Genomic DNA, 17,887 nt, shown 5'->3' on the forward strand with positions numbered 1-17,887 from the left:
TAAAACAGACCAGCAGCAGATGGCTGGTCTGTATATGCTCAACTCTGATGTTTTTCATGCCGGCAGTCACATATCGGCATAATTTGGTCCGCTACCGCCTTCGGGACACATCCAGTCAATATTCTGCTCAGGATCTTTAATATCGCAGGTTTTACAGTGTACACAATTCTGCGCATTAATCTGCAATTGTGGTTCTCCTGCTTCTTCTATAATTTCATACACCCCAGCAGGACAATAACGCGTTTCTGGACTAGCAAATTTTTGATAATTAACACTAATGGCCAATTCTGGATTGTGTAGCCTAAGATGTACAGGTTGGTTTTCAGCATGGCTGATACCAGCCAAAAATACACTGCTCATACGATCAAATGTGAGTTTGCCATCCGGTTTAGGATAATCAATCTTCTGGCAATCTTGTGCTGGTCGTAAAGACGCATAATCCGCCCGCTGATGCCTTAGAGTCCATGGTGCCTTACCCTTGAACACATATTCTTCTAGTGCACCATAAACTAGGCCTCCCAACAGACCCCATTTGAATGCAGGACGTACATTGCGGATTTTATTCAACTCACTAAATAACCAACTGTTTCTGAATAAACTTGTATAATTTACTGCCTCTGCATTACTGCTTTCGCTAGCTTTTTCGCTTAATATCTCAGCAACGGCCTCTGCTGCGAGCATACCGGATTTCATAGCGGCATGAATACCTTTAATTCGCGGCACATTCAGAAAACCAGCAGTATCACCAACCAGAACACCACCAGGAAACGTTAGTTTGGGCAAACTTTGCAAGCCACCTTCACTCAGCGCTCTTGCACCATAAGCAATACGTTTACCACCCTCTAATGTAGCTCGAATGGCCGGATGCGTTTTGTAGCGCTGCATTTCTGCATACGGAGACAGATAAGGGTTCTGATAATCCAGACCAATCACAAAACCAACTGCTACTTTATTATCATTCAAATGATACAAAAAAGAACCGCCATAGGTTTTCTGATCCAATGGCCAGCCTATAGTATGAATCACAGTTCCGGGTTTGGATTTTTCCGGTGCGATTTCCCATAATTCTTTAATTCCGATTCCATAAGTTTGATGCTGGCAGTCTCGTCTTAAATCAAATTGCTGCATCAGTACTTTAGTAAGCGAACCGCGGCAACCTTCAGCAAAAATAGTCTGTTGTGCCAACAATGCCATACCCTGCTGATATTGGTCACCAGGAGTACCATCGCGTTGAACGCCCATATCGCCGGTGGCAATTCCCCGTACCGAACCATCAGGATGATAAAGTATTTCTGTAGCGGCAAAACCAGGATATATTTCTACGCCCAATTCTTCCGCCTGCTGCGCCAGCCAACGACAAAACACGCCCAGACTAATGATGTAATTGCCTTGATTATTAAAACTGGCTGGCGTTGGCAGACGGTAAGCTTTTTTTTCGGTTAAAAACAGCAAACTGTCTTGTTTCACTGTACACGATAACGGAGCGTCTTTATCCTGCCAATTTTCAATCAGCTCAGATAATGAACGAGGGTCAATCACAGCACCCGAAATAATATGCGCTCCAACTTCAGAACCTTTATCAACAACGCATACACTAATCTCGCGCTGTTGTTTAGCGGCCAATTGTTTTAAACGTATGGCAGCAGATAAACCTGACGGACCGGCCCCCACAATAACAACATCATATTGCATGCTCTCGCGTTCAAGGGTATCTGTCATGATAAGTTTTCCTGCATAGAAACAAAATTACTCAAAATTCAGTAGCCATGCCTGTAAATGCATGCTGAATACTCAAAACTTGTCATTATATCGAACAATAGCTTCAGACAGTGACTAAGGGACTAAACCTGTTCTGATTTCCATTTCACACTAGCCAAACCAAGAAATAAACCATTACTTAAAATATTTGAATATAAGCTGAAAAATTACTTCTTAAAATACAATAAACTGTATTTCAATAAATGTACAATATCTATCCCAAACAGGTTTTATCAACACTAACTTTTCAACAGCTATGTTTCAGTAGAATAACCGTAGTAATAGTCTATATTCTGAGCACATCATTTCAAAGCAAGGGTTCATGCAAAGAATCGCTTTGATTTTCTCAAACTGAAAAATTGGCTACACAACCAATACTAAAAAACCAAACAACAATCTTTGTTGATTTCTGAATATGAAAATTAACACCTTTTCATTGCGATTAATTGGTATTACTTCATTGTTAATAGACTCAGAAATTGATAATCAGATTGAAGACTGTAATTAGGATAAACCTAAAGTACGTCAGCTGCTCTATCAACATTCCCTATTAACTTAATTGTGGCAAGATTGCATGAAAATCATCCACAGTGTCAGCAGCTAAACCAAGCAGAATCCAAGGTATATAAACCATAAATATGTAAATTTGTTGTAAAAAAACAACTTCTCTAATTTGCAGTAATTTTATTGGGTAATCATTAAACTGTAACATTATTGCTGAATATTATTTACTTTTATTAAATTTTATCAATATCTTATAACTATACCCATACCTTAATCTTATTGCTTATCTAGTAAGTATATCCTGCACTAGACTAGATTCTAACGCGCCATTCTCAACAAGCTTCTGTAGCTGTTTAACAAAAATACACCTTTGGCAGATTGCATTAGTTTGCAAGGCGGGGCATAATTCGATTTGCACAAGTTATGCGCACTGTAGCTATTTATTGAAGAAATGATATAGTGTGCAAAAACTGGACTTCCATCACTAAAGTAATACTTTTTGATACAGATTAAGGTACATAATCATGAAAAAATCTCTGTTAGCTGCTGCTGCCCTGATGTCTTTGTTCTTGGCTGCTTGTAATAAAGATGAATCAGCTCCTGCTGCTTCTGCTGCATCAGAAGTTTCAGCTCCTGTAGCTTCTGAACCAGCTCCGGCTTCTGAACCAGCTCCAGCTTCTGAAGTTTCAGCTCCTGCTGTTGCTTCTGGCGCTTCTGCTGAAGCTGCTTCTCACTAAGCACATCAAATTAAAAAAGCCAGACTTTCCAGTCTGGCTTTTTTATTATCTGATTCTTAAAAAGGGGGCAAAGTTGATATCTGGCTCAAAAACAATAGCAAACTCCAACTACAATTTTCCTCTAAAACTTAACATTAGATATATCAGTTGAGTAAATAAACAAAAGAGCAACAATGTCTGCATGCGCCATACCGTTTTTTGTTTATTTTCTGTACGTGAAAATAGCATCAACATCAATAACCATTGAGTTCCTATCCAGTATAAAGGTTGCCAAGTAAGCATCTGTAAAACACTAACCATTAAAGGAACTAATAAAATTGTATTTCTGATTAGACATAAAATAAGCGTCAAACAGATAGCCAGCGCTCCAAACTGTAACCAACTACTATAAAGCAGATTAGATAAATAACCGTTGCTTTTGAGTCTATTGCGCTGATGAAGCATAAACACCGAACCCAACAGCACATAAACTGGCATCAGAAATAAATTTAACGGTTTAAACAAACCAGCAATACCCGGCAATACCACACTACTCATAGCTGCCAAAATCACCCAAATGGTTAACGCAGCAGCCAGCCAGCCATAAAATTGATATTTACAACATTGCCACACAAACAGGACTGCATAAATCATTACAACCGCATAAATGATTAATGTAGTCATCAGCGTACCAGTTTTAGCAGACGTGCCAGTACCACGGCCATATTTTCTGCCATATAGTTTACCCATTCAGTAGCCATATCCGATGTGAAATGAGCTTCATCCTCATGGCCGACTATCAAAATTGCTAGCGTCTGTTCCTGCCAGCGCAATGGCAGTTGTAAAAAGCTTTCCAGACGGGGCTGTACAGGTAATAATTCCCGTAAAACAACCATAGGTAAGTTACCACATATGGGCTTATTCAGTTTTTTTGCTACAGCTTTAACCTTATCATCTGCTATTAAAGAAGCAGGTATACGCACACTTTTAGGTGCTTCGGTAACAATTTTCAAGGCAAAATCAGGTAATACAAATTCGTTTTTCAAGCCATCGTGAATTGCCCTTTGCCATTGAGCGACTGTATTTACCAAGAGCAGGCGTCGGTCGAAAGCCATGAACTTAGCCATCAAAGTATGATTAGCATCCGCTTCTCCCAACATCTGTACCAATTGTGAAGCCATTTTTTCCGTTTTACGCTGCATAAACTGCATCCGGCCCTGCTGGAAAGACATTATCTTGCTTTCAATAGGTCGCAGGTTAAACTCTGCTGCATGTTCGTACAGCCACTCTGGCTGAGCATGTAAAAACGCACGTACATCTGCTTCTTTGATACTCATAAATAATCAATCTCTCCATCAAAAACACTCTGGGTAGGCCCTGTCATCCATACATGAGCATCAGGTTGCTGCTGCCAACTGATTAATAACTGCCCCCCAGTCAAATTAACTTCTACCGGTTCATCATCGCCCAGTAATCCCAAACTAATTCCGGCTACAACTGCAGCACAGGCACCCGTACCACAGGCCTGAGTTTCTCCAACACCTCGCTCAAAAACACGCAGACGAATCCTGCGTGGTGCCACAATCTGCATAAAGCCGACATTAACGCGTTGAGGAAACTGTTTGTGGTTTTCAATAGCTGCTCCCAGCCGGTGTACAGGTGCTTGCTCAATATCTTTCACCACTATCACCGCATGCGGATTGCCCATATTGATACAGGTAACACTAACAGTCTCATTGCCGATTACAAGCTGATGGCTGATACTACGAGCATCATCCTCATCAATAGCGGTAAACGGAATTTGCTCCGGAGCCAACAACGGCACACCCATGTCTACTGTTACCAAACCATCATCGTTTAAACGGGGCATAATCACGCCGCCAGATGTTTCTACCACAATCTGCTTTTTGCTGGTTAGCCCTTTATCGTAAACAAAGCGGGCAAAACACCGTGCGCCATTTCCACACTGTTCCACTTCAGAACCATCTGCATTGAAAATCCGATAGCGAAAATCAGCTTCTGCTTGTCGTGGTGCCTCAATCAGAAGAAGCTGGTCAAATCCAACTCCGGTATGCCGTTGTGCCCATGCGGCAATTGGTGCTGTACTCGGGTTAAATTTCTGGTTGATACCATCAATAACCATGAAATCATTACCTAAGCCATGCATTTTGGTAAATTTTAACTTTGTCATAAGCCGCCCAGTTTATTATTCCAGCAGATAGGCGACTATGATACCGATTTATCTTGATAACGATAAGTTCTGAACATCAATAAAATCAAAAATCTTTACATTTCTATGATTTAAAAATAACTTAAATGGTGATTTTTTATACTACATCTTTTGAATCAGATTCAGTATAAACCGCTAATAATATATATTCTGATATAAGAAATAGTATTAAAAAAATGAAAATCATCTGATTATTGAAATACTGAATACTATCAGCCTATTATTTTTTATAAATATCAGCATATATACTAAATATTTTTGCTTGATTATTTAATTTTTTCAATGAAGTAATCGATAAAAACTCTAAGTTTTGCTAAATTCCTATTTGACTCTGGGTAAAGAAAACAAAATTGCCATGTATGATTAATAGAATATTCAGGTAAGATTTCTACCAATTTATTACTCTGCAACTCATTCTGCACCGCAAATTTAAATAAATGTACAATTCCACAACCATTCAACGCAAGAACCTTTGTCGCAAGAATGCTGTCAAACACTTGTATCTGGTTCGAATAATGAAAATCCCTTTTTGAATGATTATTTACAAAATTCCATAAGAATTTTTTGTTATTTTCGCTTATGCTGAAATTGATACACTGATGATTTTTAATATCTGAAGGCGATTGTATCATGCTGTTGTTAGACAAATATTCAGGACTAGCAAACAGACCCGATGTAGCATCATGCAATTTTTTTTTAATTAAAAAGGGCTCAAGTTTGGTCTCAGGCTGAATCAACCTCACTGATAAATCATAAGTTTCAGCCACAAAATCAATATTTCGATTAGTTACATGAAAATCTAGCTTCAGATTTGGATATTGTTCACAAAATTTATTTAAATATGGCGCCATTTTATAGTTAAAAAAACTTTCTGGAACACTGATTTTCAGTCTTCCAGCTACAGACTCTTTTTGTTCTTTAAGCTCTCGTTCAATACTGATTAATGATTCTAAAATTTCAGAGCATTTTTTATAATAAATTTTCCCCTCTGGTGTTAATTTGATTTTACGTGTATTTCTATTGAATAATTCAATACCAATTCTTTCTTCAAGCCTTTTAATAGAGCGGCTTACAGCAGCAGGTGTAATACTCAAATACTCAGCAGCAGCTGAGAAATTTTCATTTTCAGCTGCTACGAGAAACAGTTCAAGACTAGCTAAATTCATACCCTGAAAATGTTTTTTCATTTCAACAACTAAATATCTGCTTGATTTTTACGCATATAGAGATTATTCATTATTAATGCTATAAGCGTAATTACCATTCCCAAAACTTCAATATACGAAACATGATGCCCTTGCAAAAGGCCAATAATGTACGATATAACGGGTACCAAATTAACAAATAAAACTCCATTGATTGTGCCTAGCGCTTTAATGCCTGCATTCCAGCTGATAATCACTAAAGTAGTTATAACCAAAATAAAAATATCAAATTTACTGGCTGCCATTGCCTGAAAATTTGGATAACTGGCATAACCTAATAATGTTGCCGCTATAGTAATGAATATTATACTCAATGTTCCTAAGGAAGAGCTTAACGCAGTAACACGTAAAGCACTCCAGCCATATACTGAAATCATAATATTGGCAAAATAGGTATATATTACCCAGCAGATAGTGGCCGCCAATAGTAGCAAATCGCCGATAAAGCTAGATGAAGCCCTCAAATGACTAAAATTACCATTAGTAATTACCAAAACAATACCAGTAAAAGCTAATAGCATGCAGAAACTAGTTTTAGAATCGGGGAAGCTACGATGAATAATGCATGTTAGCGCAAGCGATAATAAAGGCATCAGAGCTAATATAATCGTTGCATGTTCTGCTGAAGAATAACCTATTCCAATAAACGTGAGAAAATTTAGTCCTGCAAAGCCGATACTTCCAAAAAACCAGAGTAACAAGGTTTTACCTTCAGTTTGATAACTTTTTTTACCTTCTAGAATGATTAAAATCACACTGACAAGCACTGCCCCCAAAACATAACGAATGAAAGTAAGATAATAGCCATCAATACCTGAAGATACGGCATGTTTGGATGCGGGATACATAATTCCCCAGCCAACTACCGTAATCAATAGATATACAATACTTTTGCAACTAAATTGTCTGTTAATACCCATGTCTTTTATCCTGAAATGAATTGTATTGCATATTGTTATAATTCATTTCAAATAGAAGAACATTATAAAGCGAGTAATAACTCTTGTTACATAAAGTAACATCAGAAAACATTAAGATCCAGAAAACCAACAATAGGTTTGTAATTGATTCAGATAAGCGTATATCGAATATACATTTAATTGCATCTCTCGCTACTCAATTGCTTACAGATTCATAACCGGCGGCTGCACCAGCATCAGCACTATCGGCAAGGTAATCAAGCTTAATACCGTACTGAAAAAAGTAGCAGAAGAAACTAGTTGTGGTTTGGTGTTGAACTGTACAGACATCAATGTGGTATTGGCTGCTGTCGGCATGGCAGCAAGAACAATTAATATTTTTTTCGCCATCAGGTCTAGCGGCATAAAGTACACCAGCAGCACAGCCCACAAAGGCGATACTATCAATCGGAGTATCAACGCAAAGCTTATTTTGGGCAGTTCAATCTGCTTAATATGTAATGTAGCCAGCTGCATACCCAAAATAAGCATAATAACTGGAATGGAAGAATCTCCTATCATTCCTACAGCCAGCAGTATTTCTTTACTGAGTGGAATATGTAGTATCTGAAATATCAAACCCAACAAAGCACCATGTACAATCGGCATGCGTAAGACTTTTTTCAAAACCGTGCGCTGGCTGATGCCTTCAATATCATTGCTGCCTTTTGCTGCAAAATAAGTGCCTAATGTACTCATAACAAACTGTTGCAGTACCATCAGAATCACAGCGATATCAAAACCGGCACTCCCGAAAAATACCAGAATCACCGGTGTACCGTAGTTTCCATTATTCATAAAACATGATGCCAAAATCAGGGCGCAATTATCCTGATTGCGGTAATGACAAATTTTCGACCACAAATACACCAGCGCAATCAGTCCGATACACAAAATCAATACATAGAAAGCATAATAAGCATAAGCAGAAGTAAGCTGATGGCTGTAAAACGTTTTGAAGGCCAGAAAGGGAGAAAGAATATACAAAGACATTTTCGATAATCCGGCTATATCGAATTTAAGGATTTTCTGACCGATGAATCCAGTAACAAAAATTCCGAAAACCGGTAATAAAATCATCAGAAAATGCATAATATATCCTTACCGATAAACAGATATCGGATTGTCAATATGTCTGAAGAATTTTTAGAAATTCTTAATCTGGCAGCGCTCGTATATAATGGCAGCAATGTGACTATGGTTTAAAACCAGTTAACCAGATAATCTCGCCACAGCGCCAGCACCCATAAAATTGCCAGTAGTAACATGGTTAATAATTGAGCAGCCGATGCTGTATCTTTAGCCCGTTTGGCCAGCGGATGTTTTGCCAACGAAGTATGGTCCACAGCTGCTTCAATAGCCGTATTAAAGAGCTCTACAATCCAGCTTAAAAACGAAGCCATAATTAAAACCATACGCGTCAGGATGCCAAAATCCAATACAAAAACCAGCACAATCAAAATTCCATTTAACCACAACAGCTGACGAAAAGCCGATTCGCTGCAAGCCGCTTTCAAACCAGCCAGAGAGTAACCATAGGCGTTGAATATGCGGCGTATACCGGTTTTACCTTTAATAGTATTGGCATACTGCTTATTATTTTCCGGCATGATAATATTATTGTCCTTTTAAAATCGGATATGGCTGCACAAGATTTATTAAAGCGGGGAACCATATAAACGTGCAGCTTCTTCAACGGCATCGGCAAATATAGCAGCCACATCACAGTCAGTTTGCTTGCTAATTTCTTGAAAACCAGTCGGACTGGTAACATTGATTTCCGTCAGATAATCACCAATCACATCCAGTCCAGCCAGCAGAATACCTCTGCGTACCAGTTCCGGAGCCAACGTTTCAGCAATTTGCCTATCTCGTTCACTCAATGGCTGCGCCACGCCATGGCCACCTGCAGCCAGATTGCCTCGTGTCTCGCCCTGCTGTGGAATACGTGCCAATGCATAGGGAACAACTCGCCCACCAATAATTAATATGCGTTTATCGCCATGAACAATTTCAGGAATATAACGCTGTACCATGATTGTACGGCTGTCTAAACGCATCAGCATTTCCAGAATACTGCTGATATTAGGGTCATTCTGCTGCAAGCGGAAAATCCCCATCCCCCCCATACCATCCAGCGGCTTAATAATGATATCGTGGTACTCATGCAAAAAAGCACGCACATCTGCTGCACGGGTAGTGACCAAAGTCGGAGCAGTAAACTCTGTAAAATCTAAAATAGCTAGTTTTTCATTGAAATCGCGCATAGCCTGCCCGCTGTTATAAACACGGGCACCTTGTTTGGCGGCTAAAGTCAGCAGTTGAGTCGCATATAAATACTGCATATCAAACGGCGGGTCAGTACGCATGATCACTGCATCAAAAATGTTTAGCCGATATTGCTGTTGAGACAAAGGACTAAACCAGCAGTGGTCATGATCATCTCTGGCTTCGGTAAAGCCAAATTCGCTAGCCTCTGCCACAACATATCCTTGCTGCACACTTAACTGACTGGCTAATGTGTGAAACAATGTCCAGCCTCGTGCAGCCATTTCCCGCATCATGGCATAAGTGGTGTCTTTATAAGTTTTGAAGCCAGCCATTGGGTCGGCTATAAACAGGATTTTCATTATATTTACCTACAGATAATTTAACCGGCTCAAAATCTACTTCCAGCCGGTTAAACCAGTACTTTATTTTAATGAACGAATGCCTACTGCTTCACGTACTTCCTCTAGCAGCGGTTTTGCCTGTGCACGCGCTTTTACCGCACCTGCCTGCAAAATATCCTCAATCAATGAGGGCTCTGCCATCAGCTGAGTAAATCGCTCACGCTTTTCAGCCAGCTCTTCATTGATTTTTGTTGCTAGCATTTTTTTAGCTTCGCCCCAAGCCAGACCTTCAGCAAGCATCTGAGTAAAGCTGCTCGTTTCTGTCGGTGTAGAGAAAGCTTTATAAATATCAAACAGGGGGCTTTCATCTGGCTGTTTCGGTTCGCCCGGTTCTTTCAGATTGGTAACAATCTTATTTACCGCTTTCTGCAATTTCTTTTCCGGTTCAAATAATGGAATGGTATTACCGTAACTTTTGCTCATTTTTCGGCCATCCAGACCAACCAATGTTTCCACATTGTCATCTATTTGAGCTTCGGGCAAAGTAAACAAAGGCTTGAAACGATGATTGAAACGGCCTGCTATATCACGCGCCATTTCCAGATGCTGAATCTGATCACGCCCTACCGGTACCTTATCGGCATTAAATATCAGAATATCTGCACTCATGAGCATCGGATAACAGAAAAGCCCCATTTCAATGCCGTGATCTAGGTCCTCCTGCCCTTTTTCAGCATTTTCCTGTACGGCTGCTTTATACGCATGGGCACGGTTCATTAGTCCCTTAGCTGTATTGCAGGTCAGAATCCAGTTCAGTTCCATTACTTCGGGAATATCAGTCTGACGGTAAAAAGTTGTACGCTCAGGATCAAGACCACAGGCCAGCCATGTTGCAGCCACAGCTTTGGTTGATTCGTGAACTTTTTCCGGATCATGACATTTAATTAAAGCATGATAATCAGATAAAAAAAGGAAAGATTCCACATCTGGATTCTGGCTCGCCTGAATAGCCGGACGAATAGCACCCACATAATTACCCAGATGCGGTATGCCGCTGGGTGTAACACCAGTTAAAACGCGCGTTTTTTTCATTATGAATCGTACTTTATGAAATTAATATTATTTTGAAACAAAATTTTCTGCTTACTCTAAATAACGTTGCAGTGAGAAAGTCTGAATGATAGAAGTAAATCAAACCGCTAGCTCAGGCATATTTTCCAGCTCTATAGCTGCAGCCAGCAACGATAATCTGGCCAGCACACCATACACATAAAGACGGACACTTTCACAATCACTGGCCTGACTAACATTCTCTGTCTGCACGATACCCAATTGTTCCCATGGCTGAAATTCGCGTTTGCTAGCAGCATCTTCTTCCGTAATCTCAGTTTCAGGTGAGACAATATTGCAGTGCAATGGCACAAAATGCATCCCCATAGCATTCAGATTTTCGTCTGGTCCGCGTCCCTCATGCACACGGTAAAAGCCACCGATTACAAACCGATCCATCATATAAACCACAGGTTCTGCGGTAGCACCATGCAGTGTTTCGTAAGTATAAATACCTTCCTGCACAATCACTTCACTGACTTCCAGACCTTCTTTGATTTTAGCCATTTTATTGCGTTTTTTACGATTGAGGCCACGCACCTCATCTGCCGAATGAACACTCATCACCCCCATACCATAAGTACCGGCGTCGGCTTTAACAATCACAAAAGGTTTGTCCTGAATGCCCAGTTCATCATATTTATTCTGAATACGTTGTAAGAGACGTTCCACAGTATCTGCCAGACGGTTTTCACCTTCGTGGCTGGCAAAATCTAAACCACTACATACTTCATAATATGGATTAATCGTCCACTCATCTATGCCTGCCAGTTTGGCAAACTCTGCTGCCACCTGATTATATGCATGAAAATGAGTACTTTTTCGCCTCGTGGTCCAGCCCGCTTTTAATGGTGGCAATAGTTTCTGTTCCAGCCCCTGAAGAATATCTGGTACGCCTCCTGACAAATCATTGTTTAGCAAAATCATACAAGGAGTGAAACCATCTGCTAGCTGTAATCGATTACCCTGCCGCAATACAGGCTCGAGTGTAATGTGGTCACCAAGCGCCGTTTCTAGTGTGGTAATCTGAGTAATTTCGGGATTAATTGTACCAATTCGCACATTTAATCCCACATGACGCAATATAGAATAGAGTGCATAAACATTTTGCAGATAAAAAGTATTGCGCGTATGGTTTTCAGGTATCAGCAATACAGACTGTGCTTCTGCACAGGCACGTTCCACTGCATCCTGTGCCGCTACAGAAGCCAAAGGCAAAAAAACAGGATTCAGGTTATTAAAACCACCCGGAAACAGATTCATATCAATACTGGCAAGTTTATATCCGCTGTTACGAATATCCACCGAACCGTAAAAAGGAGCGTGGTGATGTCGCCATTGGGTACGAAACCATGATTCAATCTGCGTCTGTTTGGCTAAAATTGCCCGTTCAAAATTCTGCAATTCCAAGCGATGCGCTGCGGCCACATCAGGTAAACTCATATTTCAGTCCTTTCTACATATATATGCTGCATTACTTAGTGCATATAGTGGTCATTATTATAACAACAAACGCCAGATTAACAGAAAACAGCAACTATAATCGTTTTCACACAGACATTCAGGCCATCTACACTCGCAAAAAATAGACAATAAGTCCAAAAATATTCATTTAATTACATTCAAATCTGAATATTTTATATTTTTAGACAAAATGCTTGTAAATCCTTCTTAACAGTATTAAGATGCTTCACACATAAAACATAACAAAACAAAGCTAGTACAATGAAAGCACAAACCCTGTATGAAAAACTGTGGAATAGCCATATTGTCCAACAACAGGCTGATGGCACAGTTTTACTCTATATCGACCGCCATCTAGTACATGAAGTCACCAGCCCGCAAGCTTTTGAAGGACTGAAGCTGGCTCATCGTCCATTGTGGCGCGAACAAAGTATAGTTGCTACTGCTGATCACAACACCCCTACAGACCACTGGGACAAAGGCATCACCGATCCTATTTCCAAGCTTCAGGTCAATACACTGGATAAAAACATACACGACTTTGGTGTAGAAAAATATTATCCATTCAAAAATATCAATCAGGGTATCGTGCACGTAGTAGGCCCCGAACAAGGCGCCACTTTACCAGGTATGACAGTAGTCTGCGGAGATTCACACACGTCCACCCATGGTGCTTTTGGTGCGCTGGCTCATGGCATCGGTACATCAGAAGTAGAACACGTCATGGCCACACAGTGTATTACTGCCAAAAAATCAAAAACCATGCTGATTGAAATTACCGGCACGCTAAAACCTTGTATAACCGCCAAAGATATTGCTTTATATATTATTGGCCAGATAGGTACTGCCGGAGGCACTGGTTATGCAATTGAATTCGGCGGTGAAGCAATCCGCAATTTATCAATGGAAGGTCGAATGACCCTTTGCAACATGGCCATCGAAGCAGGAGCCCGTTCAGGCCTTGTAGCAGTTGACCAAACCACAATCGATTACATCAAAGATCGCCATTTCGCACCTAAACGTGAATTATGGGAGCAGGCTGTTAGTTACTGGAAAACACTGGTCTCAGATGCTGGAGCCAGCTTTGATAAAACATATCATTTTAATGCGGAGGACATCGAACCACAGGTTACATGGGGAACCTCACCAGAAATGGTAATTGCAGTAAATCAACAAGTGCCCGACCCTGACGCAGAAACGGATCCAGTAAAACGGGAGGGTATGCAGCGGGCACTGCAATATATGGGCTTAACTGCCGGTACACCAGTCAATGAAATTCCAGTTGATGTTGTATTTATTGGTTCATGCACCAACGGAAGAATTGAAGATTTACGCATTGCTGCCCAAGTAGCGAAAGGACGACATAAGGCAGATAATGTTAATCGGGTATTAATAGTACCCGGCTCAGGAAGAGTCAAACAACAAGCTGAAGCAGAAGGGCTGGATAAAATTTTTACAGCCGCAGGTTTTGAGTGGCGTGAACCAGGCTGCTCAATGTGCTTGGCTATGAATGCAGATCGATTACAGCCACATGAACGTTGTGCTTCAACTTCCAATCGTAACTTTGAGGGCCGTCAAGGGAACGGCGGTCGCACTCATCTGGTCAGCCCTGCCATGGCAGCAGCTGCAGCAGTCACTGGCCATTTTACTGATGTGCGACACATATAAAGTGAATAACTTGCAGTTTTAAGCCAGCAAGTGCATGATAAGCATGTAGTTCTGATTGAATGTGTTAATTATTATCTTTGTTGAAGGAGTAAAGCATGAAAAAAATGTTGTTAATTGCTGCAATGGTTATGGCTGTACTCTCTGGTTGTCACACAATTCATGGCGTAGGACAAGACGTCCGTGCTGGGGGTCAGCATCTGTCCAACGCAGCTAGTCGATAATATTACAAGGATAAAACCATGAAAAAACTGATGCTCTTAAGCGTTGCCATTGTTGGTTTTCTGGCTGGTTGTCATACAGTTTCCGGCGTTGGTCGTGATATTTCTGCCGGTGGTCAGGCAGTAAGTAATGCTTCAGACAACGTACGCTCAGAAATGTAACTGCATGCAAGCCCGACAGGGCTTGCACTAAATTCAATCATTAACTACACACATACTGAATCACCCGCATGAAATCTTTTACAACTCTTACGGCTCTGGTAGCACCGCTTGACCGCGCTAATGTAGACACAGATGCCATTATTCCTAAACAATTTTTAAAATCAATCAAACGCAGTGGTTTCGGCCCAAATGCTTTTGATGAGTGGCGTTATCTTGATCACGGTGAACCGGGTATGGACAACAGCAAACGTCCCTTGAATCCGGATTTTGTACTCAATCAGCCACGTTATCAGGGTGCACACATTCTGCTGACCCGTAAGAATTTTGGTTGTGGTTCAAGCCGCGAACACGCACCATGGGCTCTAGATGATTACGGTTTTCGTGCCATCATTGCACCATCTTTTGCAGATATTTTTTTCAACAACTGCTATAAAAACGGTCTATTACCTATAATTTTGCCCGAAGAAGTAGTGGATCAACTTTTTCATGAAGTTACTTCTCATGAAGGCTATCAGCTCAGCATCAATCTGCCCGAACAAACCGTTACCACACCCAGCGGTCATCATTACTATTTCGAGATCACCGAACACCGCAAACATTGTCTTCTCAATGGTCTGGATGAAATCGGTCTGACCTTGCAACATGCGGATGCTATAAAAGCCTATGAAAGCAGCCACAAACAACAGCAACCATGGCTGTATCAGTCCTGACCCCATTGAAACCTGTTTCGTTTTCTTACACTAAAAATAAATTATTACTGAGTGCCAATCAGTGGCAGTCAGACAACATTCAGAAAGAATAAAATGAGTAAACACCTTGCTATTCTTCCGGGGGATGGAATCGGTCCGGAAATTATTGCTCAGGCCGTCCGTGTTTTAGACAAACTGATTGCAGAAGGACTAGATGTAGATTATCAATATGCTCCATTAGGGGGAGCTGCCTATGATGAATACGGCCATCCTTATCCAGAATTTACTCAAAAAATCTGCCGCGCTGCAGACGCAGTGTTGCTTGGTGCAGTCGGTGGTCCACAGTACGACAGCCTTGAACGCCCACTGCGTCCCGAACGCGGACTACTTGCCATCCGAAAAGATCTCAACTTATTTGGCAATCTACGTCCAGCCATACTCTATCCTGAGCTGGCCAATGCTTCTACCCTAAAACCAGAAGTAGTATCTGGTCTAAATATTTTGATTGTGCGTGAACTAACCGGCGATATCTATTTTGGCGAACCACGCGGCATTCATACCTTGCCAAATGGCGAACGCGAAGGTATTAACACCATGCGTTACAGCGAAAGTGAAATTCGCCGTATCGGTAAGATTGCCTTTGAGGCAGCACAAAAACGCAATAAAAAACTTTGTTCAGTAGATAAGGCCAATGTATTGGAAACTACCGAGTTGTGGCGTGAAATCATGACCGATATGAATAAAGATTACCCTGATGTCAGCCTTAGCCACATGTATGTCGACAATGCAGCCATGCAACTTGTAAAAGCACCTAAGCAATTTGACGTTATTGTAACGGGTAACATATTTGGTGACATTCTTTCCGATCAAGCTTCTATGCTGTCTGGTTCCATAGGTATGCTCCCTTCAGCATCGCTCAACGAAACAGGTAAAGGCATGTATGAACCGTCACATGGTTCTGCACCCGATATTGCTGGCAAAAATTTGGCCAATCCACTTGCCACCATACTTTCACTAGCCATGCTGATGCGTTACAGCCTAAATAATGAGCAAGCCGCATTTAGAATCGAACAAGCAGTAGGCAAAGTATTGGCACAAGGGCTACGTACTGGTGACATCTATGAAGAAGGTTGCCAGCGTGTTTCATGTAGCCAAATGGGTGATGCTGTACTGGCTGCACTATAAGTCAATTGCACAAGCGCTTCAAATTACGTATATTTAACTTAACAGAGCATCCCAACCCTCTGTTAAGTTATTTTTTGTACAGCTGTTTTCTTTACTGAAATCGAATATCTTGAGCTATCGTTTAATACAACCAGCGCAACATCAAACTACAGACCTGCCTGTCGGCAGCTTGCCCGCACATCATGTTGGCTGTCCTTGCTGCGGCTTGTCATTAACCATTCCTGCTCTAATACCTGGTGAATCTGCCGAATGTCCGCGCTGCCAGCAGCGACTGGTTCGCATAGAAACCCACCCTCTTGATACTCCAATAGCATTTGCCATCGCCTCACTAATCATCATGACAATTGTATATACACAACTGTACATGACTATCGACATGCTTGGCATTCATGTTGACCTTACCATTCCCTATATAATGGGTACTTTAGCCCAGCAGGACTATTCAATACTGGCAGAAGTAATGTTTTTTCTCACTTTTGGTTCACCAGTTCTGTTTCTACTGCTGTGCCTATACGTATATACCGGACTGCGTTATCAGCAAGTTCTACCTGGTATGCTGTACGCCACAAGAACACTAGTACGCCTGCGTCATTGGATTATGATAGACGTGTTTTATATAGCCACACTGGTGTCATACATTAAAATCAGTGCCATGGCACAAATGCATTTTGGGTTGGCATTCTGGTTTATGATGGTTTTAGCTATTCTACTGATTCGCACTTCTCAAGGCGTACCTGAACATTGGATTTTTTATCAGATACAGAGACTTACCGGAAACGATCCTACCAGACAAATCTACAGCGACCACACCATTAATTGCAATTACTGCTTGTTTGAACAACCAGATACCCAAAATGTCTGCGGTGTGTGTGGCTCTTATCTGAGCCGGCGCAAACCTCTCAGCCTCAGTATCAGCATGTCCTTTTTATTGGCTGCCATTATTTTTTATATTCCGGCCAATTTATTACCAATGATGATCACTCGTTCTCCAGGTACCAATCTTGCCAGCACCATTCTTGATGGTATCGAATACATGTGGAGTGATGGAGATGTATTTATCGCCGTCGTGATATTCAGTGCCAGTATGGCCATTCCTGTGCTTAAAATCATTTCTATGCTGATACTGCTCTATTCTGCAGCCTATCACCCGCTGATGTCCCCTCGCCGTTTAACCATTCTATATCGCATTACTGAATCAATTGGACGCTGGTCTATGATAGATATCTTTGTAGTAATCATACTGATGTCCGCATTCTCTACACCACTTGCCCACGTAGCGCCGGGTTCAGCTACCATATATTTCTGCGGCGTAGTAATCCTGACCATGGTCTCGGCACTTAGTTTCGATCCACGCTTAATCTGGGATGAGCAAAACAACAAGCCCAGCATCAAAACAGCGCAATAAGG

Annotated in this window: 18 protein-coding genes; 7 read left to right on the top strand and 11 right to left on the bottom strand. The window is 41.1% G+C overall.

Annotated features, from left to right (window positions below):
- Positions 1–66: 66 nt before the first annotated feature.
- The gene (locus tag ACQP6D_RS05970; RefSeq protein WP_427857685.1) at positions 67–1,719 is read right to left on the bottom strand and encodes an electron transfer flavoprotein-ubiquinone oxidoreductase; all 1,653 of its coding nucleotides are present in this window, start codon (positions 1,717–1,719) and stop codon (positions 67–69) included.
- 1,067 nt (positions 1,720–2,786) lie between these two features.
- Here ACQP6D_RS05970 and ACQP6D_RS05975 point away from each other — a divergent pair.
- Complete coding sequence (locus ACQP6D_RS05975) at positions 2,787–2,999, top strand: hypothetical protein (protein WP_100141277.1); 213 nt, start codon at positions 2,787–2,789, stop codon at positions 2,997–2,999.
- A 108-nt stretch (positions 3,000–3,107) separates the two neighbouring features.
- Here ACQP6D_RS05975 and ACQP6D_RS05980 read toward each other — a convergent pair whose 3' ends face one another.
- The 10 genes from ACQP6D_RS05980 to gshA all read right to left on the bottom strand — a co-directional run bounded on the left by ACQP6D_RS05980 (position 3,108) and on the right by gshA (position 12,537).
- The gene (locus ACQP6D_RS05980; RefSeq protein WP_267391121.1) at positions 3,108–3,662 is read right to left on the bottom strand and encodes a hypothetical protein; all 555 of its coding nucleotides are present in this window, start codon (positions 3,660–3,662) and stop codon (positions 3,108–3,110) included.
- Positions 3,662–4,315, bottom strand: a complete 654-nt coding sequence (locus ACQP6D_RS05985; RefSeq protein WP_427857686.1) for a DUF484 family protein — start codon at positions 4,313–4,315, stop codon at positions 3,662–3,664. Before ACQP6D_RS05985 ends, ACQP6D_RS05980 begins: the two co-directional genes overlap by 1 nt.
- Complete coding sequence (gene dapF / locus ACQP6D_RS05990; protein WP_427857687.1) at positions 4,312–5,169, bottom strand: diaminopimelate epimerase; 858 nt, start codon at positions 5,167–5,169, stop codon at positions 4,312–4,314. The genes ACQP6D_RS05985 and dapF overlap by 4 nt, the downstream gene beginning before the upstream one ends.
- A 305-nt stretch (positions 5,170–5,474) precedes the next feature.
- Positions 5,475–6,395, bottom strand: coding sequence for a LysR family transcriptional regulator (locus tag ACQP6D_RS05995; protein ID WP_427857688.1), 921 nt, complete (start codon positions 6,393–6,395; stop codon positions 5,475–5,477).
- 8 nt (positions 6,396–6,403) lie between these two features.
- The gene (locus ACQP6D_RS06000) at positions 6,404–7,333 is read right to left on the bottom strand and encodes a DMT family transporter (protein ID WP_427857689.1); all 930 of its coding nucleotides are present in this window, start codon (positions 7,331–7,333) and stop codon (positions 6,404–6,406) included.
- 204 nt (positions 7,334–7,537) lie between these two features.
- Positions 7,538–8,464: an AEC family transporter gene (locus tag ACQP6D_RS06005; RefSeq protein WP_427857690.1), complete on the bottom strand. Its 927-nt coding sequence runs from the start codon at positions 8,462–8,464 to the stop codon at positions 7,538–7,540.
- A 110-nt stretch (positions 8,465–8,574) separates the two neighbouring features.
- Positions 8,575–8,982: a diacylglycerol kinase gene (locus tag ACQP6D_RS06010; RefSeq protein ID WP_100141284.1), complete on the bottom strand. Its 408-nt coding sequence runs from the start codon at positions 8,980–8,982 to the stop codon at positions 8,575–8,577.
- Between the two features lie 48 nt (positions 8,983–9,030).
- Positions 9,031–10,002: a glutathione synthase gene (gshB, locus tag ACQP6D_RS06015; protein ID WP_370470210.1), complete on the bottom strand. Its 972-nt coding sequence runs from the start codon at positions 10,000–10,002 to the stop codon at positions 9,031–9,033.
- Positions 10,003–10,065: 63 nt separating this feature from the next.
- Positions 10,066–11,076, bottom strand: a complete 1,011-nt coding sequence (trpS, locus tag ACQP6D_RS06020) for a tryptophan--tRNA ligase (RefSeq protein ID WP_100152044.1) — start codon at positions 11,074–11,076, stop codon at positions 10,066–10,068.
- Between the two features lie 99 nt (positions 11,077–11,175).
- The gene (gene gshA, locus ACQP6D_RS06025; protein ID WP_367644492.1) at positions 11,176–12,537 is read right to left on the bottom strand and encodes a glutamate--cysteine ligase; all 1,362 of its coding nucleotides are present in this window, start codon (positions 12,535–12,537) and stop codon (positions 11,176–11,178) included.
- A 282-nt stretch (positions 12,538–12,819) separates the two neighbouring features.
- On the opposite strand from gshA, the gene leuC reads away from it, so the two are divergent.
- The 6 genes from leuC to ACQP6D_RS06055 all read left to right on the top strand — a co-directional run bounded on the left by leuC (position 12,820) and on the right by ACQP6D_RS06055 (position 17,885).
- Positions 12,820–14,226, top strand: coding sequence for a 3-isopropylmalate dehydratase large subunit (gene leuC / locus ACQP6D_RS06030; protein ID WP_267391113.1), 1,407 nt, complete (start codon positions 12,820–12,822; stop codon positions 14,224–14,226).
- Between the two features lie 95 nt (positions 14,227–14,321).
- Positions 14,322–14,447 (top strand): entericidin A/B family lipoprotein, encoded by a 126-nt coding sequence (locus tag ACQP6D_RS06035; protein ID WP_100141289.1) that lies wholly within the window; start codon positions 14,322–14,324, stop codon positions 14,445–14,447.
- Between the two features lie 18 nt (positions 14,448–14,465).
- On the top strand, positions 14,466–14,606 hold the full coding sequence (locus tag ACQP6D_RS06040; RefSeq protein WP_100141290.1) for an entericidin A/B family lipoprotein: 141 nt from the start codon (positions 14,466–14,468) through the stop codon (positions 14,604–14,606).
- A 68-nt stretch (positions 14,607–14,674) separates the two neighbouring features.
- Entirely contained in the window at positions 14,675–15,316 is a 642-nt protein-coding gene (gene leuD, locus ACQP6D_RS06045) for a 3-isopropylmalate dehydratase small subunit (RefSeq protein ID WP_100157110.1), read from the top strand.
- Positions 15,317–15,409: 93 nt separating this feature from the next.
- The gene (gene leuB / locus ACQP6D_RS06050; protein ID WP_427857691.1) at positions 15,410–16,480 is read left to right on the top strand and encodes a 3-isopropylmalate dehydrogenase; all 1,071 of its coding nucleotides are present in this window, start codon (positions 15,410–15,412) and stop codon (positions 16,478–16,480) included.
- A 109-nt stretch (positions 16,481–16,589) separates the two neighbouring features.
- Positions 16,590–17,885: a PqiA/YebS family transporter subunit gene (locus tag ACQP6D_RS06055; RefSeq protein ID WP_427857692.1), complete on the top strand. Its 1,296-nt coding sequence runs from the start codon at positions 16,590–16,592 to the stop codon at positions 17,883–17,885.
- The last annotated feature ends 2 nt before the right edge of the window (positions 17,886–17,887 follow it).

It is taken from the genome of Snodgrassella sp. CS2 (genome assembly GCF_050310315.1).
In the GTDB taxonomy this organism is placed as follows: Bacteria; Pseudomonadota; Gammaproteobacteria; order Burkholderiales; family Neisseriaceae; genus Snodgrassella; species Snodgrassella alvi_E.